This window comes from Bradyrhizobium ivorense, assembly GCF_900696085.1.
Taxonomy (GTDB): Bacteria; Pseudomonadota; Alphaproteobacteria; order Rhizobiales; family Xanthobacteraceae; genus Bradyrhizobium; species Bradyrhizobium ivorense.
Genome location: NZ_CAADFC020000033.1, coordinates 1 through 22682 on the forward strand (window position 1 = coordinate 1; position 22682 = coordinate 22682).

At 65.0% G+C, this 22682-nt stretch carries 21 protein-coding genes; 9 read left to right on the plus strand and 12 right to left on the minus strand.

Annotated elements, in window-relative coordinates; translation table 11 throughout:
• The coding region (locus tag CI41S_RS38495; RefSeq protein ID WP_139864239.1) for a transposase at positions 1-625 on the plus strand (625 nt) is incomplete at its 5' end.
• A 287-nt stretch (positions 626-912) separates the two neighbouring features.
• On the opposite strand, the gene CI41S_RS38500 is transcribed toward CI41S_RS38495, so the two are convergent.
• The 4 genes from CI41S_RS38500 to CI41S_RS38515 all read right to left on the minus strand — a co-directional run bounded on the left by CI41S_RS38500 (position 913) and on the right by CI41S_RS38515 (position 4580).
• A complete protein-coding gene (locus CI41S_RS38500) occupies positions 913-1230 on the minus strand; it encodes a MaoC/PaaZ C-terminal domain-containing protein (RefSeq protein ID WP_244626824.1) in 318 nt (105 codons plus the stop codon).
• 301 nt (positions 1231-1531) lie between these two features.
• Positions 1532-1936, minus strand: coding sequence for an ester cyclase (locus CI41S_RS38505; protein ID WP_172628363.1), 405 nt, complete (start codon positions 1934-1936; stop codon positions 1532-1534).
• Between the two features lie 170 nt (positions 1937-2106).
• Positions 2107-3165, minus strand: coding sequence for an ABC transporter substrate-binding protein (locus CI41S_RS38510; RefSeq protein WP_139864241.1), 1059 nt, complete (start codon positions 3163-3165; stop codon positions 2107-2109).
• Between the two features lie 239 nt (positions 3166-3404).
• On the minus strand, positions 3405-4580 hold the full coding sequence (locus CI41S_RS38515; RefSeq protein ID WP_139864242.1) for an FAD-dependent monooxygenase: 1176 nt from the start codon (positions 4578-4580) through the stop codon (positions 3405-3407).
• A gap of 388 nt (positions 4581-4968) precedes the next feature.
• Here CI41S_RS38515 and CI41S_RS38520 point away from each other — a divergent pair, with 388 nt between their 5' ends.
• On the plus strand, positions 4969-5592 hold the full coding sequence (locus CI41S_RS38520; RefSeq protein WP_139864243.1) for a cysteine hydrolase family protein: 624 nt from the start codon (positions 4969-4971) through the stop codon (positions 5590-5592).
• Positions 5593-5690: 98 nt separating this feature from the next.
• On the opposite strand, the gene CI41S_RS43930 is transcribed toward CI41S_RS38520, so the two are convergent.
• The 7 genes from CI41S_RS43930 to CI41S_RS38555 all read right to left on the minus strand — a co-directional run bounded on the left by CI41S_RS43930 (position 5691) and on the right by CI41S_RS38555 (position 13330).
• Complete coding sequence (locus tag CI41S_RS43930) at positions 5691-6572, minus strand: hypothetical protein (RefSeq protein WP_172628364.1); 882 nt, start codon at positions 6570-6572, stop codon at positions 5691-5693.
• Positions 6573-6950: 378 nt separating this feature from the next.
• A complete protein-coding gene (locus CI41S_RS38530) occupies positions 6951-7928 on the minus strand; it encodes a 3-hydroxybutyryl-CoA dehydrogenase (protein WP_139864244.1) in 978 nt (325 codons plus the stop codon).
• Complete coding sequence (locus CI41S_RS38535; protein WP_139864245.1) at positions 7928-9058, minus strand: NAD/NADP-dependent octopine/nopaline dehydrogenase family protein; 1131 nt, start codon at positions 9056-9058, stop codon at positions 7928-7930. The genes CI41S_RS38530 and CI41S_RS38535 overlap by 1 nt, the downstream gene beginning before the upstream one ends.
• A gap of 20 nt (positions 9059-9078) precedes the next feature.
• Positions 9079-9726 (minus strand): flavin reductase family protein, encoded by a 648-nt coding sequence (locus CI41S_RS38540; protein WP_139864246.1) that lies wholly within the window; start codon positions 9724-9726, stop codon positions 9079-9081.
• Positions 9727-9828: 102 nt separating this feature from the next.
• A complete protein-coding gene (locus CI41S_RS38545; RefSeq protein ID WP_139864247.1) occupies positions 9829-10740 on the minus strand; it encodes a fumarylacetoacetate hydrolase family protein in 912 nt (303 codons plus the stop codon).
• A gap of 237 nt (positions 10741-10977) precedes the next feature.
• Positions 10978-12102, minus strand: a complete 1125-nt coding sequence (locus tag CI41S_RS38550; RefSeq protein ID WP_139864248.1) for a cupin domain-containing protein — start codon at positions 12100-12102, stop codon at positions 10978-10980.
• 52 nt (positions 12103-12154) lie between these two features.
• On the minus strand, positions 12155-13330 hold the full coding sequence (locus CI41S_RS38555) for an acyl-CoA dehydrogenase family protein (RefSeq protein ID WP_139864249.1): 1176 nt from the start codon (positions 13328-13330) through the stop codon (positions 12155-12157).
• Between the two features lie 269 nt (positions 13331-13599).
• Here CI41S_RS38555 and CI41S_RS38560 point away from each other — a divergent pair, with 269 nt between their 5' ends.
• From CI41S_RS38560 to CI41S_RS38590, 7 genes are read left to right on the plus strand one after another with little or no spacing between them, the layout of a single operon-like run.
• Complete coding sequence (locus CI41S_RS38560) at positions 13600-15762, plus strand: thiamine pyrophosphate-dependent enzyme (protein WP_139864250.1); 2163 nt, start codon at positions 13600-13602, stop codon at positions 15760-15762.
• Positions 15759-17303 (plus strand): indolepyruvate oxidoreductase subunit beta family protein, encoded by a 1545-nt coding sequence (locus CI41S_RS38565; RefSeq protein ID WP_139864251.1) that lies wholly within the window; start codon positions 15759-15761, stop codon positions 17301-17303. The genes CI41S_RS38560 and CI41S_RS38565 overlap by 4 nt, the downstream gene beginning before the upstream one ends.
• A 2-nt stretch (positions 17304-17305) precedes the next feature.
• Positions 17306-18268 (plus strand): PDR/VanB family oxidoreductase, encoded by a 963-nt coding sequence (locus CI41S_RS38570; RefSeq protein WP_139864252.1) that lies wholly within the window; start codon positions 17306-17308, stop codon positions 18266-18268.
• Between the two features lie 11 nt (positions 18269-18279).
• Positions 18280-19593, plus strand: a complete 1314-nt coding sequence (locus CI41S_RS38575) for an aromatic ring-hydroxylating dioxygenase subunit alpha (protein ID WP_139864253.1) — start codon at positions 18280-18282, stop codon at positions 19591-19593.
• Position 19594: 1 nt separating this feature from the next.
• Positions 19595-20107 carry an aromatic-ring-hydroxylating dioxygenase subunit beta gene (locus CI41S_RS38580; RefSeq protein WP_139864254.1) on the plus strand — a complete coding sequence of 171 codons (513 nt, stop codon included), beginning with the start codon at positions 19595-19597 and terminating at the stop codon, positions 20105-20107.
• Between the two features lie 9 nt (positions 20108-20116).
• A complete protein-coding gene (locus CI41S_RS38585) occupies positions 20117-20845 on the plus strand; it encodes an SDR family NAD(P)-dependent oxidoreductase (protein WP_139864255.1) in 729 nt (242 codons plus the stop codon).
• Between the two features lie 20 nt (positions 20846-20865).
• Positions 20866-21387: a MarR family winged helix-turn-helix transcriptional regulator gene (locus CI41S_RS38590; RefSeq protein ID WP_139864256.1), complete on the plus strand. Its 522-nt coding sequence runs from the start codon at positions 20866-20868 to the stop codon at positions 21385-21387.
• A gap of 56 nt (positions 21388-21443) precedes the next feature.
• On the opposite strand, the gene CI41S_RS38595 is transcribed toward CI41S_RS38590, so the two are convergent.
• On the minus strand, positions 21444-22667 hold the full coding sequence (locus CI41S_RS38595; protein WP_139864257.1) for an acyl-CoA dehydrogenase family protein: 1224 nt from the start codon (positions 22665-22667) through the stop codon (positions 21444-21446).
• Between the last annotated feature and the right edge of the window lie 15 nt (positions 22668-22682).

Sequence of the window (22682 nt, forward strand, 5' to 3'; positions counted from 1 at the left end):
CTCAGATCGGGCACAACTGGCCAATATGGCCAAGCAGGCGAAGGCTGTTCTAAAGACCGAGACGCTGGAAGCTGTGGCCGACCGTGGCTACTTCAACAGCCCAGAAATCCTCGCGTGTCACGAAGCAGGCATCACGGTAACCCTGCCCAAACCGCTGACATCAGGTGCCAAGGCAGATGGGCGCTTCGGTAAGCAGGACTTTGCCTATTTGCCAGAGGAGGACGCCTATCGATGCCCGGCTGGGGAGCGATTGCCGTATCGCTATACGAGTGAAGAAGACGGCAAGATGCTGCGGCGCTACTGGACCACAGCCTGTCAAAATTGTGCGCTCAAATCGCAATGCACAACCGGGCCGGAGCGGCGAATTGCGCGGTGGGAGCATGAGCATCTGCTCGAGGCCGTGCAGCAGCGCCTTGATGCAAACCCAGAAGCGATGCGCCAGCGTCGCGAGACAGTCGAGCATCCGTTCGGCACGATGAAGGCCCGCATGGGAGCGACGCACTTCCTGACCAAAACGCTTCCAAAAGTAGCTACCGAGATGGCTCTCTCGGTTCTGGCCTATAATCTGACACGGGTCATGAACATCGTCGGGGTCAAGCCGCTTATCGTCGCGATCGTGGCCTGAGATTCGCCAGGCTCTGGCTGCCAGGCCGGACATCCCTAAGGGCCGTTTTTACACGGCCAAGACCCAAAAGAGACATTTGGGGCGTCTGCCGCTTAAACCAATACGACCGACGCGCAAGCGCGCCGAATGTTCCTACAAACGTCTTAGGTCGACGATTTCGCATCTGGTCGCCCGCGCAAGGAGGACCGTGTTGATGCATTGCAATACTATTTCGCGTTTTTGATTGCGCAGGTAGATCTGGTTGCTGACAATACCCCTATCGGAGTTCGATTTCGACTCGCGCTTCTCTAAAACGGTGACTTCAAGATAAAGCCCATCTCCCGGACGCACAGCGGTCGGCAACCTGAGTTAATCCAGCCGAGTGCCGCAAGAATACGGAGCGAAGGTTCCGTCTTGGTCAACAATAAAATAAGTATCGAGAATGTGTGGGCACTCGATGCTGTTAGTCCCCCGAAAACTGAACGCGCAGCAGCTTGCTCATCGATATGGAAGGGTTGCGGATTGTACTTCGTGGCGAATTCAACGATTTCGTCCTTCGAGACGAAGTAAGGGCCAGCCGTACGTCTGTTGCCAACTTCAATCTCTTCAAAAAACAAGCTGGTCATCGCCGCACCCTTCAAACGGATCAAGCTGAGCTGCCTGTGACGTAACTAACTATAGTTTTCCTGCCGCTCAATGTCAGTGTGTCGGCTTCTGGCCCGTGTCGACATTCTTGCCGCTAGCCCGTCGGTTATCGGCCTGCTAGTTTTTCAGGATTGTTCAGCAAGCGCAGCCCGCATGAGCGAAGCGATATGCGGGGTCACGAACTCCCGCATATCGCTTTGCTCATGCGGTCCACTGGCTACCGATGTCCGCTTGCAACCCGAAACGGACATGTGGAAGCGGCTGGCCGCGCTCGCCCTTGGTTCACTTGGGCGGTGGCGGCAACGCTCCGATCTGGTGAAGAAGCGCAAACCTGTCGGGCACTCCCCAATGCTCCACGAGTTTTCCGCCAGCGAAACGACAGATGTCCATGACGTCGATTGTCACCGATTTTCCTGAGCGTGGATCGAGGCCTGTTGCCGTGCAGCGCGCCCAAACGGTATCCTCGGTTTCTACTGAAGCACTCAGTGTGAGCTTCAGGTCGTTGATGCTCTTGCGAGCATTCTCGATCTGGGATTTCAGAATCTCTGGACCGGGAAGATCGCTGTTCGTCAGATATTGGTGCTCTAGCAGTCGCTCCGCGCAAACTTCGTCTGCCACCGATAGATCACCACGCGAAAAACCACGCTCGATAATTGACCTGAAAACTTCAAGGTTCGATTGCGACAAGACGTTGTCTCCAAATGATTGAATTATTGTCGGCAATCGTAGCACAGTTCCGCGACTTTCCGAGTCGGCTGCTGGCCCGTAGCCGAAACTTCGCTCGGCGTTTGCCACGTCGGCTAATTCGGGTCGAGCAGGACGTCGCCCGGTCGTCCCTTCGCGCGCTTATGATCCACCTACTCAAGGACGCGGTCTGCTCGCTGCAAGATGCTGGCGGGTACCGTGATTCCAACAGCTCTTGCTGCCCGCTGATTTACTATCAACGTTCGCTTTGTCATGATTTCAATTGGCAGCTCGGCGGGCTTTGCCCCCTTCAGAACTTTATCCGCAATGATTGACATTCTGGGAAATGTGTCGATCACGCTGGTACCATAGGCGAACAGCCCGCCCGCGGCTCCCTGGCTACCGGGAAATACGGTCAGCAACCTTCTCTCAGCGGCCATCTCCGCGATGCGCTTTGCATGCGGGAAAACAAGCGGCGCTTCGACGATCACGATCGCCTGCACATCGTGCTTCATGATCTCCGCAAAGGCCTCATCCAATTTTGCTTCGACAGTCGGGCCCCTGACCCTCACGACGAAGGGCTCGAACCCAACGGCAATTGCTGCTGCGCGATTTTCCCTCTCGATCGGGACGAACCCACTCGCATCGGCTCCGGGCAGTGTGTCGTCGCTCAGAATCGCTACCCGCGAGATGCTCGGCAATACCTCCTTGAGGAGTTCGAACTGCTTCGCGGCTTGCTGCGTGTCGAGGCTGGTAATTCCCGTGGCATTGCCGCCCGGACGAATCAAATCACGAGCAAGGCCAAGCGCGATCGGATCAGTAACAATAGTAAACACGATTGGGGTCTTGCTGGTTGCCTTTTGCGCAGCAGCGGTTGCCACCCCGCCGTAGGTCATGATCAGGTCGAGTTCAAGGCGAGCAAGCTCGTCGGCAAAACCGGGATGACGGTCCAACTGCCCCTCAGCCCATCTCGCCTCGAAAGCAATGTCGCGACCTTCGACATATCCCAGATTTGCAAAATCTTTGCGGAGTTGATCAAAGATGACGGCAGCAGTCGCATTCGACATGATTCCAACCCGGAACTGCCGGTTCGGTTGCTGCGCGCTTGCATCTCCGCATGCGACCAAAACAAAGATTGACGCGATTATCCTCCAGCGCAATTTCATGAATGCATCCCTGGCTGATATTCCCTCCACCACCATAGGAATATCGGCCCCCGAGAGCAACTCCATCGGATGAATCTGACCTTCCGTTCTGGCTCCTAGCTAGTTGAAAGTCCACTTAGCCATCGTAAGGTCGGCTCATTGGCGAAGAGCGGACGGTGTTCGGCTCGGCCATCAAGGGCAGCTTTTGACCCGGATGGGACATCGGCCAGCATTGCGGCGGCGAAGCCGCAGACAGCGCTGCCCCATGGAATGCTCTTCATTTTAGCTTCGATTGAGCAGTCGTTGACCTGCTGAAGCCGTAGCAATCAAACGACCAGCGCCGCGTCGTGCTGGTAGAGCCAGCCGATATTGGCGAGCGACCGGTCGCCGCTGTGGGCCATCAGTTCGTCGCGCTTTTGCTGTTCCGGCCCGTCGGGCAAATGAAAGCGCGTGCGATTGGCGGCGCTCGTCTCCTGCAGCCGAGTGGCGCGCGGCTTGCGTACCGTCTCGTAACGCCGAAGCGCGCCCGGCACGTCATCAGGCATCGCATTCAGAAGCGACGCCAATGCCGCGCCGTCCTCGATCGATTGCGCGGCGCCCTGCGCCATCATTGGCAGCATGGGGTGGCAAGCGTCGCCCAGCAGGGTGACGCGACCTTCCGTCCACCGCGGCAGCTCGGCGCGATCGTGCAGAGCCCAAATGAAGGTTTCGGGGAATGCTTCGATGAGGCCGCGTACGATCGGATGCCAGCCCTCGTAGCGCTGAAGCAATTCAGCGACGTCGCCGCGGTCGGTCCAAAACTCGGCGGTCCAGTTGCCGTGTTCGACAACGCAGACCACGTTCATCAACCGGCCGGCGGAAACCCAGTAATGGACGCAGTGACCGCCGGGCCCCATCCAATTGTGCGTGGCGACCTCGATGTCGAGATGAGCGATGCGTCCAGCCGGCACCAGCCCGCGCCACGCCACGCAGCCGGTGAAGCGCGGCTTTTCGGGCCCAAAGATGACGTTGCGTACGCGACTATGAATACCGTCGGCGCCGATCAGTAGATCAGCTTCGGCAGACGTACCGTTGTCGAAGCGCGCCGTCACCCTGTCGCCGCGCTGCGCCAGGCTGAGCAGCCTGTGGCCGACATGCAATCGCGTCGGTGGCAGGGCGTCGGCCAGCAGGTTAGCCAGGTCAGCGCGGTGAAAGTGATAGTATGACGCGCCGAATTGTGCCTCGACCTCGGGACCGAGCGGCGCCCGCTGCAGGGTTCGGCCATCGTCCCAGCGCCGCTGATGCACCGCGAGGGGGCGCACGCCGACGGCGTCCATTGCTGGATTTAGCCCGAGGCGAGCCAACAGCCTGGAAGCGTTGGGGCTGATCTGGATTCCAGCGCCGATCTCGGCGATGCGCGGCGCCTGCTCATAGACATGGACATCTAGCCCGACCTTCAGAAGCTGCAGCGCGGCGGAGAGTCCGCCGATGCCGCCACCGATCACCGCGACCTCGAGGCTCATGCAGGCTTCCGGTCTACCTGTTAGGTCGTTGAGGTTGGTCGAGCGTACCTCGAAAGCGCAGAAGCGTCTACTTCGGCTCTTGGCCCACTTCGGCTCTTGGCCCATCGCGACATATTGCAGCGGCGCGCAATCTGGGTCGCCATCGGCAGCGTAGCGGACATTGGATGGCAGCCCCGGGCTGGGCTGTTCAGTCGCGAATGACCCACCGCTGACATCGCTTAATCGGTGGAAGCGGTGCACGGCGCAGGCTAGACTCAATTCTGAGCCCAGTTACATTGTTGGATTGATCAATGTCGAATGCCGCAGAGCCATTCCTGGCGGGTGCTGGGTGGGCCGGGCTTCCGCGATGATCGGCAGGCTGGCGCCAATTGAAACATGAGGAACTACTATGGCGGAGCACCTGGAAGCGGCAAAGACGGCTGTACTCGGACTGCACCTGCAGAAACACATGACGGACCCGGCATCTCCAGTCGCGGAACACACTGGTTTTGCTGAGATGGTGCAGAAGACAAACCTCTTCGACAAGATCAATCGCGTTCTGAGCGCGGCGCGCGAGAAAGGCATTTTCATTGCTTATGTCAAATTGGATTTATCGCCCGGCGATTTCCGCTACCCGCAGCGGGGCGAGTTCTGCCAGTTCGTTGCCGCTGAGCATGAGGCGGGCGAAGTCCTCCGCCCCGGCACCTGGGGATATGACCTTCACGACGCGTTGGTGTGCCAAGAAGGCGAACCTGTCATCCTGGGACGTCATATTAGTGCTTTTGCCGGCTCGGACCTCGATAATGCGCTTAAGAGCCGTGGAATAACCGATCTGGTTCTAACCGGCGTCGCCACAAACTTTGTCGTCACCAATACGGCATGGTCGGCGATCGACCGAGGCTACAGCTGCCTCGTACTTGAAGATTGCTGCACCTCTGGCAGCGAAGAGATGCATCAGGATGCGATCGATCACCTTCGGCCAATCGCCGACATCTGGCAGTCCCACAGTTTCATCGACGCTTTGACGCGATAGCGTTGAAGCAAGCGTAGCCCGCATGAGCGAAGCGATATGCGGGGTCGCGAACTCCCGCATATCGCTTTGCTGATGCGGGGTACCCGCTGCATCGACGGTCACCAATCGTCGTAGAGCCATTCCCTCGGGATTCGAGGCGGCATTCTTGCGTAGGGCGGCGGAGACGTCCGCTCGGGCTTGCGGACGGTGGGAGTCGGGCGCGGCGGAGGCGCTAACGCCTTCGGCTCGGAGACCTTCGCGAGCGCCCGCTTCGTTTCTTCCTGGCTCGCCTTGAGTTCCTCGATGGCTTTGGCGCTCTCGCGGGCCAGTTGTTGCTGGTCCGCTTTGAGCTGTTCGATATTCCGCTGCACATTTGCGAGGTCGCGCGCGATCGTTTGCAGCAGTTGCGCCTGATCGGGACCGGCTGCGTTAGCTGCCGGCGCGGCGTCCTGCGGCGGGGCGGCCTGAGGCGGTGCAGTCTGAGGCGGTGCGGTCTGAGGCGCGGGCGTCGCCTGGGGCGGAGCGGCGTCCGCCGCGGCGACCTGAACGGCGGGTGGAGCGGGCTGCGCCGCAGGCGGCGGATCAGCAGGCGGCAATGACGGAGTTGAGACGAGTTGCGGCACCCAACGGGCCGCAACCAGCTTGGCGCCCTCACCATAGGACGACTGGTAAGCCAGGGCAGCGACAACGATACATGCAGCCAGCGACAAGCCGACGAGGGCTCGGAGCACCGGCCTTCCGGGCGGAGATTGCGAGCCGGGTCCGGAAGAGGCGGGGCTCGGCCCGGAAGAAGCAGGGTCAGGCCCGATCGCAGGCGGACCAGGTGGCGCCGAAGGCGGCGACGCGGCTTCGCGCTCCATTCTGGCCAGCTGTTCACTCAAACGCGTGAGCTCTTGATCGGCGCGCGTGATCTGCTTGTGGGCTTCCGCCAGTCTTTCGTCGGCGCGCGCGGTCAGGCTGTCGTTCGATTCAACCGGGTTCGGAGTGGGTGTGGAGTTCACTGGCGTTTCCCTTTCCGTCCAATGTCACCCAAGAGTGCCTAGCCGGCCATCCGTTCGGGTCGGTCAGCCCCAGCACTCCCGTCAGTCTTGTCCAAAGAATGGCCAGATGATGATAGCGCGCTTGAAGTCTCTTGATAATGCAGTGGGATACTGGCCCGGGCCTGACCCAGTGCAATCGCATATGGGGGATTGGAGTGATGCAGGCATTGGCGGTGGGCTCCCTCTCCCGCTTGCGGGGGGAGGCGGGGTTGGGGGTGTCTCCGCATTGCGAATCCCACCGTGGACACACCCCCACCCGCCACGCATCTCACGATGCGCGTCGGCCTCCCCGCAAGCGGGAGAGGCGTAGTGAGCCCGGTGATGCGAACCAGCCGCACGTTACGCGACGGGGTCGCGCGCAAGCCCCATCGCCCGCAACGCCGCGGCAAAGGCGGCGAGGCGTTTTTCGCGGTAGGCGGCCTGGTCGACGCCGTCATAGTTCATAAAACCCTGCCCGGTCTTCATGCCGATGCGGCCTTCGCGCATGTTCGCTTCGATGATCTCCGGCGCGGCGTAGCGGCTGTCGCCGAGCGCGTCGACCAGGTAGCGGCTGGCGTGGTGCAGGATGTCGCCGCCGCCCCAATCGATGAATTCGAGCAGGCCGAGCACCGCAAAGCGGAAGCCGAAGCCGTAGATGACAGCCTTGTCGATATCTTCGGCCGACGCCACGCCCTCCTCGACCAGGCGCGCGGCCTCGTTCATCGCCAGCGACTGGATGCGCGGCACGATGAAGCCGGGCCGCGCCGCGCAGACCACCGGCACCTTGCCGATGCCCTCGAGCAGCGCCTTCATCCGCGCCGTCGTCTCTGAAACGGTGAGCTTGCCGGGCGATAGCTCGATCAGCGGCACCAGATAGGCCGGATTGAGCCAGTGCGCATTGAGGAAGCGGCCGGGATGTTCGATTGCACCGGCGAGATCGTCGACCAGGATCGTCGAGGTGGTCGAGGCGATGATCGGCCGCTCGCCGGCGAGCCGCGAGGCCTCGGCCAGCGCCGTCTGCTTCAGGCCGAGGATTTCGGGCATGCCTTCGAAGATGACGTCGCAGCGCGGCAGCGCCGCGGCCGCCTGCTGCCGCGGCACGATCGCGATCCTCTCGGCAATGGTGGCGACGAGCTCCGGCGCCAGCAGATCGATGCGCGAGAGGATCTCCAGCGTCGAGCGGATCTCCGCCCTCGCCTCGGCCGCCAGCGCCTCGAACGCCGCCGCCTCCCGCTGCTTGAAGTCGATCACGACAACCTGGTGGCCGGCGAACGCGAACACGACAGCGATGCCGCGCCCCATGCGGCCGGCGCCGAGACATCCAATGACCGGTCGCATCAAAAGCCCTCGGCGAGAAGATGTTGCAGGCCGGCCCGGTCGAGATCACCGAGGCCGAGCGAAGACAGGCTGCGGCCCGTCACCGCGAATTCCTCGCCCGTGATCGCGGCGCCGATCGCGAGGAACGCCTTGACCAGCGGCGTCTGCACGCCGGCAAGCGCGCCGACCGATGCCAGAAATGACAGGCCGAGGCGCAAATCCTCCAGCATGTAACGATGCTCGACCAGGACGAGGCGCTCGGACCAGTCGCCGGAATCGGTGAGCTGCTCATGGGCGTCGCGCGCATACATCCACGGCTCGCCGTCACGCGAATAATGGTCGGCCAGCGGGAAATGCGGACCGCGATACCCGAGTGCCTCGCGGATCGCGATCCGTTCGGCATCGAGCGCATCGGTGACGCGGCGGATCGCGATCCGTTCGGCATCGAGCGCATCGGTGACGCGGCGGATCGCCGGCTGCGTCCCCTCCTTGTGGATGTCCCATTTGGCAAAGTGCTCGATCGGGCCGGCGTTCATCGTGATCAGCGGCGGATGGATGATTGGGCCGGCGTTCATCAGCGCTCCCGAGAGCGCATCGCCGCACGGCTCGATGGCGTTGGGAAATGCGTTGGCGATCACGCCGAGCGCATGCCTGGCCGACCGCGACGGAAACACGCCGGTCGGCAGCCGCGCACCGCGGCCCGAGATGCGAACCGCATAAGGGCCCTGCTTGCGCGCCAGCCACGGCAAGGTGCCGGTCTCGGCGGTCGCGATCTCGGCGCGATTGCCGGCATCGCGCGCGGCGCGCGCGAAGATGTAGGAGCCGAACGTGCCGGGCGGCAGGAACACGACCTGGCCGTCGCGCAGATGCGGCGCGGCCAGTTCGGCAATCGCCGGCTGCGCGAAGGCCGGCGCCGGACACAGGATCAGGTCGGCGGCGTCGAGCGCCTTCGCGATCGACGCGGTGATGGCTGCGAGCCTGGCCTCACGGCGGCCGGCGCGGTCGATGACGGTGATGGTGCCGCCGGCAGCCCGATGCGCCGCGACGTCATTCGGATTGCGCCGCCACAGCCTGACCTCGTGACCGGCCAATGCGAGATCGCCGGCAGCCGCGAACGAACCATTGCCTCCACCCAACACTGCGATCTTCAAGATGTCCTCCGCTTCAACGATTATGCCGGCTTGGTTTTGCCGCTGGTGTCCTGCCAGGCCGCCCAGGTCGGCCGATCGATCTGGAACAGGTCGCGGGAGCGCGCATACCAGCCGCTGCCGTGCATGCGCGCGATCAGATGCAGCGCCTCGGTGTCGATGTGGCAGCGCTCCTTGTCGAGGATGATCGCGTCATCGAGATGGGCGCGGACCACCCGGCCGATCACCGCGGTCTGCCGCGGCCCCGTCACCAGCGAGGAGAGCACCCGGCATTCGAACGATACCGGCGATTCCGCGATGCGCGGCGGGCGCACCGCCTGCGAGGGCGCGGCCGTGAGGCCGGCGAGTTCGAGCTCGTCGATCTCGGGCGGCGCGTCGATGCAGGTGATGTTCATCGCCTCGGCATTGCGCTCGGCGACGAGATTGACGACGAATTCTCCGGTATCGAGGATGTTCGCGGCGGTGTCCTTGAAGCGCCCCGTGCCCGCCAAGAGTCCGATCGCGACCGTCGGCGGCTCGTGCCCCATCACGTTGAAGAAGCTGAACGGCGCGGCATTGACCACGCCACCAGCGGACAAGGTGGTGATCCAGGCGATCGGCCGCGGCGTCACCGTCGCGGTGAGGATCTTGTAGCGGTTCTGCGCCTCCAGCGTCTCCATGTCGAAGATCATGGCGCGCGCCTAAAGCGCGATGAGTGCATCTTCATCGCGCTTTAGCTCCTTGTTTGAGCATGATCTTTTCGGAAAACCGCATCACACTTTTCCGGATCATGCTCAGACCGCGACCACCGGGTGGCGGATCCGGCCGATGCCGGCGACTTCCGCCTCCACCACGTCGCCCGGCCACAGCCATTCCTGCGGATTGCGGCCGGCGCCGACGCCTTCGGGCGTGCCGGTGGCGATGATGTCGCCCGGCTCGAGGGTGATCGCGGCCGAGATGTCAGCGATCAGATGCGGCACCTTGAACAGCATGTGGCGGGTGTTGGAGCGCTGCTTCTCGACCCCGTTCACCGTCAGCCAGAGGTCGAGCGCGTGCGGATCTGTGATTTCATCCGCGGTGACGATGCACGGCCCGAACGGCGCGTAGGTGTCCTGGCCCTTGGAGTAGATCCACTGGCCGGCGCGGCGATTGTCGCGGGCGCTGACATCGATCATCACGCTGTAGCCGAACACGTGGGCGAGCGCGTCAGCCTCCGCCACCCGCCGCGCGGTGCGCCCGATCACGACGGCAAGCTCGACTTCCCAATCGAGCTGCTGGGTGATCTTGCGGTCGTGATGGATCGCATCATCCGGTCCGATCACGCTGGTCGGCGGCTTCGAGAAGATCACCGGCTGCTTGGGCAGGTCTCTCGCGGTATCGAGCGCGCGCGAGGATTCCGCGACGTGCTCGACATAATTCAGGCCGATGCCAAAGATGTTCTTGCGCGGGCGCGGGATCGGCGCCAGCAGGCGGACATTGGCCAGCGGCAGCGCACTGCCGACTGGCCAGCGCTCCCGGCCCTCTTGCAGGATTGCCTTGAGCGCTGCGGGCGCCTGCGGCCCGAGATCGATGAAATCCAGCATCGATGACGGGAGCAAAACCCCGGCATGCCGGCCGGCCTTCTCGACGTCGACGACGAGATCGTCGACGACGGCGCCAAGACGGGCTGCAGCCTCGACCGTGCTGCGATAGGTGACAAGACGCACGGGGCTCTCCTAGAGCGGGATGAGGTTAGATCGAATGGCGACGGCGGTGCGCTTCCACTCCCCGTTCTTACGGGGAGAGGGTTGGGGTGAGGGGCCGCCGCCGCATAGACGGTGACAGCGGGATTCGCGGAGGCCCCCCTCACCCGGAATGCATCTGGCGATGCATTCCGGCCTCTCCCCGCAAGCGGGGCGAGGCGAAGAAGAGCTCGCTCGATTCGAAGTACGGTCATCGCGTTCCTACGACACGAGCGGCTGGCGGCCGCCGTTGTCGCCGAAGGCTTCCTCGCGATAGAGCCCGAGCGCGTGCATTACCGGCAGGTCGTTGAAGGTGAACAGGCAGGCATCCCCGCTGGCGGAGCCGTTGACGTGCTCGTGCCAGGCCCAGGACGGCACGCAGAAGATGTCGCGCTCCTTCCAGTCGAAGCGCTTGCCGTCGATGATCGAATGGCCGCGGCCCTTGGCGACCTGGTAGATGAAGCTGCCGGTGTGGCGATGCGCGCGGGTGCTCTCGCCGGCGCGCAGCATCTGCATCGAGGCGCCGATGGTCTGCATCACCGGGCCGCCGGTGACCGGATTGACGTAGTTCATGAGCACGCCGTCGTAGGGCGAGCCGTCGGTGGCCTTGGCATAGCGCAGCAAGGCCTCGTAGGTCGGCGCCCACTCGTATTTCAAGAGCGGCGAGTATCCCTTGGACCACTCGCCCCCTGCTGGACGCAGGCCGGGATTGCCCCAGGTCTGCGTCATGTCGTCGACGGGATAGCCGACGCTCTGCTGCAGCTCGGGATGCACCACGTAGAAATTGGCTTCCAGCGCGTTGACCAGGGGAATATCGAGGCCGTCCTGCCAGATGCAGGGCGTACCGTCGCCGGCGACGCCGTGCTCGTGCCAGGTGCCGTTCGGGGTCAGCACGAAATCGTTGGCGCCGAGCGTCATCTTGTGGCCGTCGACGATGGTGTAGGCGCCCTCGCCCTCCATGATGAAACGCAGCGCGGATGCCGAATGGGCGTGGGCCGAGGCGACCTCGCCCGGATGCATGACCTGCAATCCCGAATACAGCCAGCCGACCGCGGCGGCGTGCTCGCGGCGGCCGGGATTGTTCAGATAGATGACGCGACGGCCGGCCTTCTCGGGCGACACCAATTCGACCGAGCGCAGCACATGCGCGCGCAGATCCTCGTAGCGCCACACCACCGGGACCGACGACGATTTGGGCTGCCACGGCTCGATCTTGTTGGCGACCGTCCAGAGCGCGCCGGTCTCCAGCCGCTCCAGCTCATCGTAATAGGCGAGCAGCTCGGGCGTATCCTCGACATTGGCCCGGCCGGCGACGTCTTCGCGATGGTTCTCACGCCTTGTTGCCATCTCGCCCTCCCATCCTGGCGCCTTGTCTTTGCTTGACTTCGACGCTGTTCGATCAGGTGCCTTTCAGGACATCGCGCCCGATGATCAGCTTCTGGACCTCGGTCGCGCCCTCGTAGATCCGCAAAGCACGGATCTCGCGATAGAGCTGCTCGACGATCTCGCCCGAGCGCACGCCGCGGCCGCCGAACATCTGCACCGCGCGGTCGATCACGGTCTGCGCGGTCTCGGTCGCGACCATCTTGGCCATCGCCGCCTCGCGGGTCGTCGATGCCTTCTGCACGTCGCGCCGCCATGCCGCGCGATAGGTCAAGAGCGCGCTGGCATCGACACCCGCAGCCATGTCGCCGAGCGTAGCCTGGGTCAATTGCTGATCGCCGAGCACGCCGCCGAACATCCGCCGGCTCCTGGCATGCGCGGTCGCCTCGTCGAGCGCGCGACGGGCGAAGCCCAGCGCGGCGGCCGCGACCGAGGCGCGGAAGATATCGAGCGTGCGCATCGCGATCTTGAAGCCCTCGCCGGGCGAGCCGAGCAGCCGCGCCGCCGGAATCCGGCAATTCTCGAAGCGCAGCGTCGCCAACGGATGCGGCGCCATCACGTCGATGCGCTCGGCGATCGAAAAGCCGGGATCGTCCGGCAGCACCACGAAGGCGGAAATGCCGCGTGCGCCCGGCGCCTCGCCGGTGCGCGCGAACAGCGTGTAGACATCGGCGATGCCGCCGTTGGAAATCCAGGTCTTCTCGCCGTCGAGGATGTAGTGGTCGCCCTCGCGCCGGGCGCTGCAGGCCATCGCGGCGACGTCGGAACCGGCTTCCTTCTCCGACAAGGCAAAGGCGGCGACCCATTCGCCGCGCCGCGCCTTCGGCAGCACCAGCGCGCGCAGTTCGGGCGAGCCCGCGATCGCCACTGCGCCGGTGCCAAGCCCCTGCATTGCGAAGGCGAAATCGGCAAGCCCGCTGTGCCAGGCCAAGGTCTCGCGGGCGATGCAGATCAAACGGGAATCGATCACCGAATCCATGCGGTCACCGGCGACCGAGGCCTCGAGCAGCCCCGCGGCGCCGAGCTGGCGCACCAGCGCGCGGCAGGTTCCGTCGACATTGCCGCCGTGGGTCTCGCCGAGACCGGCGGCAAACGCGTCGAGCGCGGCGGCATAGTCGCTGTGGCGGGACTCGAAGAAGGGCCACGCGAGATGCTCGCGCGACGGCCCGCGTAAGGGCGAAACCGGGGTCATGTGAATCTCCCGCAAAGGCCGCCCGCCGCCAAGCGGACCGCGCCTCAATAATGTTTCACTGTTAAAATATCTTGTCAAGCGAGCCTGTCGAACCACGGAGCCGCAATGCCCGCACAAAGCCTATGAAACAGGCTCCGAAATGCACGCGAGACGATGCGACGCGTTCCTTCGGCGTGAAACCTCCGACTCCGATTGACATCATTTTTGTTTGATGTCTAAAATTAAATCCGGTCGCGCGGAACATCGTGGAAGGCCCGAGGGAGACGAGCATGGCAGAACGCTCTTTCGCGCGCGAGGTGGAAGACCTCAAGCTCGGCGCCGGCCAGGAATTCCGCGGCGAAGGCATTTTGGCCATCACCAAGGCGCTGCTCGAATGCGGCGTCAGCTATGTCGCCGGCTACCAGGGCGCGCCGATCTCGCATCTGATGGACGTGCTGTCGGACGCGCAGGATATCCTGTCCGATCTCGGCGTGCATTTCGAGACCAGCGCCAGCGAGGCGACCGCGGCGGCGACGCTCGCCGCGTCGGTGATGTATCCGGTGCGCGGCGCGGTGACCTTCAAGGCGCCGGTCGGCATCAATGTCGCCTCAGATGCGCTCGCCAACCTCACCTCCGGCGGCGTGACCGGCGGCGCGCTGATCATCATCGGCGAGGATTACGGCGAAGGCTCCTCGATTATGCAGGAGCGCTCGCATGCCTTTGCGATGAAGTCGCAGCTCTGGCTGGTCGATCCGCGGCCCGACGTCGCCTCGATCGTCAAGGCGGTGCGGGATTCCTTCGACCTCTCTGAAGCCTCGAACACACCCGTGATGCTGGAGGTGCGGATTCGCGCCTGCCATGTCCACGGCCGCTTCGCCAGCCGCGACAATGTCCGCCCGTCGTTTCCGCTGTCCCGCGCGCTGGAGCAGCCGTCGCGGGACACCAACCGCATCGTGCTGCCGCCGGCCTCCTACCTGCACGAGAAGGAGAAGATCGAGAAGCGCTGGCCCGCGGCGGTCGAGTTCATCCGCGCCCGCGGCATGAACGAGACGTTCGCCGGCGACATCGACGATATCGGCATCATCATGCAGGGCGGCATGTACAACGGCGTCATCACTGCGCTGCGCGAGGCCGGGCTTGCCGACGTCTGGGGCGAGACGCGAATTCCGCTCTACGTGATGAACGTGACCTACCCGATCGTCGATGCCGAGGTGATCGAGTTCTGCCGCGGCAAGAAGGCGGTGCTGATGGTCGAGGAGGGCCAGCCCGAATTCATCGAGCAGGCGCTGCACAAGATCCTGCGCAACGCCGACATTCCAGCGAAGCTGCACGGCAAGGACCTGTTGCCGATGGCCGGCGAATACACCGCGCAGGTGATGGGCCAGGGGATCGGCGCCTTCATCCGCCGCTGGCGCGCCGATGTGCTGCCGGATGCCGCGCGCGCGCCGAACATCGACCGGGTCGAGGTCGACGACAAGATCCGCGCGCTCGCCGACGTGGTGCCGCCGCGGCCGCCGGGTTTTTGCACCGGCTGTCCGGAGCGGCCGATCTTTTCCGCGATGAAGCTGGTGGAAAAGGAGCTCGGCCCGCATCATGTCGCCGCCGACATCGGTTGCCATCTGTTTTCGATCCTGCCGCCATTCAACATCGGCGCCACTACGATGGGCTACGGGCTCGGCCCGGCGTCCGCCTCGGCCTTCAACGTGCCGGCCGGCAAACGCCCGATCGCGATGATGGGCGACGGCGGCTTCTGGCACAACGGGCTGACCAGCGGCGTCGGCAACGCCGTGTTCAACCAGCATGACGGCGTCATCGTCGTGGTCGACAACTACTATTCGGCCGCGACCGGCGGCCAGGACATCCCCTCCTCGCGCGCCGACAACCGCTCGCGCTCGACCAAGCACCCGATCGTCGAGGCGGTGAAGGGCGTCGGCGCCAAATGGGTGCGCCAGATCGACCGCACCTACGACGTGACGCGGATGCGCGACACCTTGCGCGAGGCGCTGACCACGGAGGAGAAGGGGCCGAAGATCATCGTCGCCTCTTCCGAGTGCATGCTGAACAAGCAGCGCCGCGTGAAGCCGCTGGCGGCGGCCGCCGCCAAACGCGGCGAGCGCATCGTGCGCGAGCGTTTTGGCGTCGACGAGGACGTCTGCTCCGGCGACCATGCCTGCATCCGCCTGTCCGGCTGCCCGTCGCTGTCGGTGAAGCCGACCAGCGATCCCTTGAAGGACAATCCGGTCGCCGCCGTCGACAATAGCTGCGTCGGCTGCGGCCATTGCGGCGAGGTCGCGGACGCCGCCGTGCTGTGCCCCTCGTTCTACCGCGCCGACATCGTCTCCAACCCGAGCGCGTTCGAAGTCCGGTTCGACCGTCTCTGGCGGCGGATGATCGGCGCGCTGCAGCGCTGGCGCGCAGGGCGGCGGGTGATGTTCGAGCAGGAGGCGGCATGAACGTCTCGGTCGCGCCCATCTCCACTGGCCTCAGCCAGGCCCGTCCGATCAGCGTCGCGGTGCTCGCGATGGGCGGCCAGGGCGGCGGCGTGCTGGTCGATTGGATCGTCGCGCTCGCCGAGCGGCGCGGCTGGTACGCGCAATCGACCTCGGTGCCCGGCGTCGCGCAGCGCACCGGTGCCACGATCTATTACATCGAGATGATCGCGCCCGACGCCAGCAAGCCGGACCGCCACCCCGTGCTGTCGCTGATGCCGGCGCCCGGCAAGGTCGACATCGTGATCGGCGCCGAACTGATGGAGGCCGGCCGCGCCATGCTGCGCGGGCTGGTGTCGCCCGACCGCACGCTCTTGATCGGCTCCTCGCACCGCTCGCTCGCCGTGGTCGAGAAGACCGCGCCCGGCGACGGCACCGCCGACGCCTCGCAGGTCTATGACGCCGCCAATGTCGCCGCCAACCGCTTCATCGCCTTCGACATGGCCGAGATTGCGGATAGCACCGGCAGCGCGGTCTCCGCGGTGCTGTTCGGTGCACTGGCAGGCGCCGCCGCCCTGCCCTTCACCACGGAGGATTTCGAGGCCACGATCCGCGCCGCCGGCGTCGGCGTCGATGCCAGCCTGCGCGCCTTCACCGCCGGCCGTGAGCGCGCCACAGCCGAGCTCAAGCGGGATCCGAAGATCAAGCCCGCGCCGAAGCCGCCGCTCGGCAAGCGGTTTCCAAGACTCGCGCCGATCGGCCATCCGGACTACGACGCGCTGGTTGCGCGGGCGCTGCATCTGCCGGCGGAGCTGCACGGCATCGTCGCGGCCGGCCTGCAGCGTGTGGTCGATTTCCAGGACGTCGCCTATGGCGGCGAGTATCTCAACCGGCTGGAAGCCGTGCCGCGCGATGCGACCGGCCTGCTGCAAGCCTTCGCAAAATATCTCGCGGTCGCGATGGCCTATGACGACGTGATCCGCGTCGCCGATCTCAAGACCCGCGCCGGACGGTTCGGCCGGGTGCGCCGCGAGGTGCGGGCTGCGGACGACCAGGTGCTCGCCATCACCGAATTCTTCCATCCGCGGATCGAGGAGATGGCGGGGTTGCTGCCGCCGCGGCTCGGCGAAAAGCTCGAACGCAGCGAACGGCTTGCCAAGCTGATCGACCGCGGCCGGAAGCTGCGCACCACTTCGCCGGCGTCGTTCCTGCTGCTCTACTGCGTCGCGGGGCTGCGCCGCTTCCGTCGCGGCACGCTGCGGCACGCCCGCGAGATGCGCCATCTCGACGATTGGGCGCAGCGCGTGCGCAAATTCGCGGCGCAGGATGTCGCGCTGGCGACTGCGGTGTGCGAGGCGCGCCGCCTGGTCGGCGGCTATTCGGATACGCATTCACGCGGCGAAACCAAGTTCGACAAGGTGATGCGCGCGGCCGATCGCCTGGCCGGCCGGCAGGACGCCGCCGAATGGGTGCAGCGCCTGACCAAGGTCGCGCTGAAGGACGCCGATGGCGCCGAGCTCGACGGCGCGCTGCGCACCGTCGAAACGCTGTTCGAGGACGCCTGACGATGGATCAATTCGAAGTCGTGGTGTCGAAGGTCGAGGCGCTGACGCCGCGGATCAGCGAATTCGTGCTGGCGCGCGCCAATGGCGCGCCGATGCCGGGCTGGGCCGCCGGCGCCCATATCGACGTTCATCTGCCCGATGTCGGCCGCCGCTCCTATTCGCTGATCGAGACGGCCTCGCCGCGCGCCACCGAACATCCGACCTCCTATCGCATCGCCGTGCTGCAGGAAAGCAAGAGCCAGGGCGGCTCGACCTACATGCACGGGTTGAAGGCCGGCGATCGCCTGACGATCTCGCCGCCGGCGAACAATTTTCCGCTGCATGCCGGCGCCGGCGAGATCGTGCTGGTCGCGGGCGGCATCGGCATCACGCCGCTGCTCACCATGGCCTGCGAGCTCGGCGCCGCAGAGCGGCCGTTCGCGTTCCACTACGCCGGCCGCAGCCGCAGCGAGCTGGCCTTCCTCGGTGAGGTCGAGCGGCTCACCGGCGCCAAGGCCGCGATCCACGCCGATGACGAGGCGGGACGCTTCTTCGATCTCGAAGGGCTGATGACGCGGCTGGCGGCGGACGTGCCGCTGTATCTCTGCGGACCGCTGCCGATGATCGAGGCGGCGATTGTGCTGGCGAAGCGGCTGGACTGGCCGCAGGGCCGGCTGCATTTCGAGATTTTCAGCGCGCCCGAGGAGAAATCCGGCGACAGCAGCTTCGAGGTCGAGCTCAAGAGCAGCGGCCGCGTCTACGCAATTCCCCCGGGCAAGACCATTCTCGACGTGCTGATCGAGGCCGGCGAGGACCCGATGCATGACTGCAAGCGCGGCGATTGTGGCATCTGCCAGACCGCCGTGCTTGAGGGCATCCCGGATCATCGCGATTACATCCTGAGCGACAGCGAGAAGGCGTCGAACAAGGTGATGCAGATCTGTGTTTCGCGCGCGAAGACCGCACGGCTCGTGCTCGACCTGTAATGGAGGAACGCATGTCCCGATATGCCGGCAACTCGGCGGCGATCCGCGCTCTGGTCCGCGACCAGGAAGTCCACCGCGACGTCTATGTCAGCGAGGAAGTGTTCCAGCTCGAAATGGAGCACATGTTCCCGAACAGCTGGGTCTATGTCGGCCACGACAGCCAGGTGCCCAATGCCGGCGACTATTTCGGCACCACGATCGGCACCCAGCCGGTGCTCTTGGTCCGCCACAGCGACGGCACGGTGCGGGTGCTGTTCAACCGCTGCCCGCACAAGGGCACCCGCATCACCTCGGAGACCTGCGGCAATACCGGCAAATTCTTCCGTTGCCCCTACCATGCCTGGAGTTTCAAGACCGACGGCTCGCTGCTCGCGATTCCCCTGAAGAAGGGCTATGAGAACACCGGCTTCGAGCAGAGCGAGGCGGCGCGCGGCATGACGCCGGTGCGCCACGTGCACAACTACCGCGGCTTCGTGTTCGCCAAGATCAATGACGGCGGCCTCGGCTTCGAGGAATTTTTCGGCGACAGCCTGTCGAGCTTCGACAACATGATCGACCGCTCGCCCGTCGGCCAGCTCAAGGTCGCCGGCGGCGCGCTGCGCTACATGCACAATTGCAATTGGAAGATGCTGGTCGAGAACCAGACCGACACCTGCCACCCGATGGTGGCGCACGAGTCGTCGGCCGGCACCGTGGTCGAGGTCTGGAAGAAGGCGCCGCCCGGCACCAAGAAGCCGATGGCGGTCGAGATCATCGCGCCCTTCATGAGCCCCTACGAGTTCTTCGAGAACATGGGGATCCGGATCTGGGACAACGGCCACGGCCACACCGGCGTGCACCATTCGATCCATTCCGACTATTCGGCGGTCCCAGGCTATTTCGAGAAGATGACCGCGGCCTATGGCGAGGAGCGGGCCAAGGCGATCCTCGGCGAGGCCAGGCACAACACGGTGTATTTCCCCAACATCATGATCAAGGGGCCGATCCAGCTGCTGCGGCTGTTCAAGCCGATCGCGGCCAACAAGACGCTGGTGGAGTCATGGACGTTCCAGTTGGTCGACGCGCCCGACATGCTGCTCGAACGCACCCTGATGTACAACCGCCTGATCAACGCGCCGACGTCGATCGTCGGCCATGACGATCTCGAAATGTACGAGCGCGCGCAGGAGGGCCTGCATTCGAACGGCAACGAGTGGGTCAATCTGCAGCGGCTCTACAGCCCCGACGAGGCCGGCCAGACCAATGTCGCTATCAACGGCACCAGCGAGTGGCCGATGCGGCACCAGTTCCGGGCCTGGACAAAGTTCATGACGATGGGGATGTGAGATGACTGTCGTCGCCGACGCCCCGCTGAAGAATGCCGTTCCCACCGATCAGGAACTGATCGATTTCGTCGTGCGCGAGGCGCGGCTGATCGACCAGCAGCGGTTCGACGAATGGCTCGATCTGTACGCCGACGATGCCTTCTACTGGATGCCGCTGGAATGGAACCAGACCGATCCGCGGCTGACCTGCTCGCTGATGTATGAGGACAAGCTCTTGCTGTCGATCCGCGTCGAACGGCTCAAGGGCGCGCGCACCTTCAGCCAGAAGCCGAAGAGCCGCTGCCATCACGTGCTGCAGACGCCGCAAGTGGATTCACGCGATGCCGCCGCCAACAGCTACGTCACCTGGACGCCGATGCATTACATCGAGACCCGTCAGGACGAGCAGACGCTCTATGCGGCCTGGGCCACGCATCATCTGGCCGTCGAGGGTGGCCGGCTGAAGATCAAGCTCAAGCGCGTCGACCTGATCAACTGCGATGCGGCGTTCGGCAACATCCAGCTCTTCATGTGAGGACCACGCGTGGCCAACTACACGGCAATCGTCAGCGGCGGCAACACCGGCATCGGGGCGGCGATCGCGCGCGGCCTGCTCGCCGAGGGTTATGAGGTGATCTCGCTGTCGCGGCGCAAGCCGGACTGGAGCCATCCAAAGCTGTCCTCGCGCGAGGTCGACCTGCTCGATGCGGCGGCGACGCGCCAGGCGGCCGCGGAGATCGCCGCCAAGGTCGCGATCACGCATGTCGTGCACAATGCCGGCGCGATCCGCGCCAACCTGCTGGAGGAGGTCGCGGACGAGGACGTCGGCGCGCTGGCGCAGCTGCATTTCGGCGCCGCCATCGCGCTGGCGCAGGCGGCGCTGCCAAGCATGAAGAAGGCGCGGTTCGGCCGCATCGTGCTGCTGTCGTCGCGCGCCGCGCTCGGCGCCGTCACCCGCACGGTCTATTCGGCGACCAAGGCCGGCATCATCGGCATGGCGCGGACCTGGGCGCTGGAGCTCGCGCCGTTCGGGATCACCGTCAATGTCGTGGCGCCCGGCCCGATCGCGGATACCGAGATGTTCGAGAGCGTGATCTCGCCGGAATCGGAGCGGGCGCGCAAGCTGGCGCAGTCGATCCCGCTCGGCCGGCTCGGCAAGTCCAGCGACGTCGCGCGCGCGGTCAGTTTCTTCAGTTCGCCGGATGCCGACTTCATCACCGGACAGACGCTCTATGTCTGCGGCGGAGCCAGCATCGGGTCGATTTCCATCTAGCCTCGGTGAGAGCACGCGCCATGGACGCCACGGTCAAACGCAAGGTCCGATCCGCGAAGAGCGCACGCCCGGCGCCGCCGGTCGAGCCCGCGCCGGAGTCCGACGGCGCCCATCTCGAGCTGCGGATCTGGCTGCGGCTGCTGGCCTGCGCGACCCGGATCGAGAAGGCGCTGAACGCGCGGCTGCGCAAGGAGTTCAACACCACGCTGGCCCGCTTCGACCTACTGGCGCAGCTTGCGCGCAGGCCGGAGGGCGCCAGCATGTCGGAGGTTTCCGACTTGCTGATGGTCTCGAACGGCGCCATCACCGCGCTGGTGCAGAAGCTGGAAGCCGACGGCATGATCCATCGCGAGGTCGATGCCGAGGATCGCCGCACCTTCCGCCTGCGACTGTCGCAGGACGGCGCCAAGGAATTCGGCCGGATGGCGCGCCGCCACGAGGAGTGGGTGATCGCGCTGATCGGCGAGCTGTCGCACGTCGCGCAATCCGACCTGCTGCAACATCTGACCCTGCTGAAACGCCGCCTCGACAAGCACGCCTGACGTCATTGCGCTCCCCGGCGCATGGCGCAGGCGTGTCTCGCCGGGTCCATCAGGCCCTATTGCCCCGAAATCGGATCGACCGGGGGAAAGCCGAGCGCATTGGCGCCGGCGCGGGCGTAGAACCGTTCCTGGGCGAAGGCATGCTGCCGCGCGACGTGAATGTCACGCAAGCGGCGCTGCAGCGGCGATGCGCTGAACACCACACTGGATCCGCCCAGCGTATAGCAGCCGCTGACGATATCGCTGCAGGTCGCATTGATCCAGGCTGAGCCCTGCAGGCTCTCTGCAAAATCCGCCTTGCCGTCGAGCTCGCCGGCAAGCGCCAGGCGCCAGTAGCTGTCGGCCTGAACCTGCAGCAGCGCCCGCGCCGCGCGCAGCGCCGCATCGAGCCGGCCAAACTCGTGCTGAAAGATGGGCGTGTCCCTGAGATCGGCGGCGGCGAACAGCTGGCGGCGGCCGGCCATGGCGGCGAGATCAGCCATCGCCGCGGTCGCGATGCCCGTGGCAACCGCAGCATGCAAGCTTCCGATGAATGGCGTCACGGCGCTCGCGAACGGCCCCGGCAAACATGACGGCCCGTGAAACAGATCAAAGGTCTCGGCATCGCGGACGGCCACATTGTCGAGGACCACATGATGGCTGCCGCTGCCGGTCAGTCCTGAGGCCTGCCATGTCTCCTCGACGCGCCAGCGCTCGGCGGCAAGCACGACAAAACGCGTCAGCGGGCGTCCGTCCGACATCACCGGCGCACCGTCCTTGTGGATAACGAAATGACCGGCGATCCACCGCGCGTTCTGGCAACCGCTGGCGAACGGCCAGCGTCCCGAGACCCGATAGCCGCCATCGATGACCTCGCCGCGCCCCGCCGGCGTGCCGACGCCGACGGTGAGCGCATCGGGCCCGTCCATGACGATCTGGTCGAATGTCGCGCGCGATACCCGCGTGCGGAACAGTTGCGCCCCGGTGCCGATCATGGCCACCCAGCCGACCGAACTGTCGGCCGCGGATAGCGCCTCGATCAAGGGCAGCACCTCGGGCACGCTCAACTCGAGCCCGCCATGGCTGCGCGGCACCAGGGTCCGGAACAGGCCGAGGGCTCCCAGCCGGTCGGTGATGTCGGCAGGAACGCGCCGGGCGCTCTCGATCTCGCCGGCGCGGGCAGCAAGCTCCGGCGCCAGATCCGCGATGGCAGCGCGCAGCCGCGCGGCCTCATGCTCGATCGGCTGTCGTTCGAAGGGCGCGTCTGCATCTCGATGTGCAAGCTGAACATTGGTCGTCATGCTGATCTCCTGAGT

Bases quoted from the DNA above. Each gene is read 5' to 3' on its own strand.
- CI41S_RS38500 (WP_244626824.1), bottom strand. From the start codon at position 1,230: ATGACCAGCTTGTTTTTTGAAGAGATTGAAGTTGGCAACAGACGTACG.
- CI41S_RS38510 (WP_139864241.1), bottom strand. From the start codon at position 3,165: ATGGAGTTGCTCTCGGGGGCCGATATTCCTATGGTGGTGGAGGGAATA.
- CI41S_RS38515 (WP_139864242.1), bottom strand. From the start codon at position 4,580: ATGAGCCTCGAGGTCGCGGTGATCGGTGGCGGCATCGGCGGACTCTCC.
- CI41S_RS38520 (WP_139864243.1), top strand. From the start codon at position 4,969: ATGGCGGAGCACCTGGAAGCGGCAAAGACGGCTGTACTCGGACTGCAC.
- CI41S_RS38530 (WP_139864244.1), bottom strand. From the start codon at position 7,928: ATGCGACCGGTCATTGGATGTCTCGGCGCCGGCCGCATGGGGCGCGGC.
- CI41S_RS38540 (WP_139864246.1), bottom strand. From the start codon at position 9,726: ATGATCTTCGACATGGAGACGCTGGAGGCGCAGAACCGCTACAAGATC.
- CI41S_RS38550 (WP_139864248.1), bottom strand. From the start codon at position 12,102: ATGGCAACAAGGCGTGAGAACCATCGCGAAGACGTCGCCGGCCGGGCC.
- CI41S_RS38555 (WP_139864249.1), bottom strand. From the start codon at position 13,330: ATGACCCCGGTTTCGCCCTTACGCGGGCCGTCGCGCGAGCATCTCGCG.
- CI41S_RS38560 (WP_139864250.1), top strand. From the start codon at position 13,600: ATGGCAGAACGCTCTTTCGCGCGCGAGGTGGAAGACCTCAAGCTCGGC.
- CI41S_RS38565 (WP_139864251.1), top strand. From the start codon at position 15,759: ATGAACGTCTCGGTCGCGCCCATCTCCACTGGCCTCAGCCAGGCCCGT.
- CI41S_RS38570 (WP_139864252.1), top strand. From the start codon at position 17,306: ATGGATCAATTCGAAGTCGTGGTGTCGAAGGTCGAGGCGCTGACGCCG.
- CI41S_RS38575 (WP_139864253.1), top strand. From the start codon at position 18,280: ATGTCCCGATATGCCGGCAACTCGGCGGCGATCCGCGCTCTGGTCCGC.
- CI41S_RS38580 (WP_139864254.1), top strand. From the start codon at position 19,595: ATGACTGTCGTCGCCGACGCCCCGCTGAAGAATGCCGTTCCCACCGAT.
- CI41S_RS38590 (WP_139864256.1), top strand. From the start codon at position 20,866: ATGGACGCCACGGTCAAACGCAAGGTCCGATCCGCGAAGAGCGCACGC.
- CI41S_RS38595 (WP_139864257.1), bottom strand. From the start codon at position 22,667: ATGACGACCAATGTTCAGCTTGCACATCGAGATGCAGACGCGCCCTTC.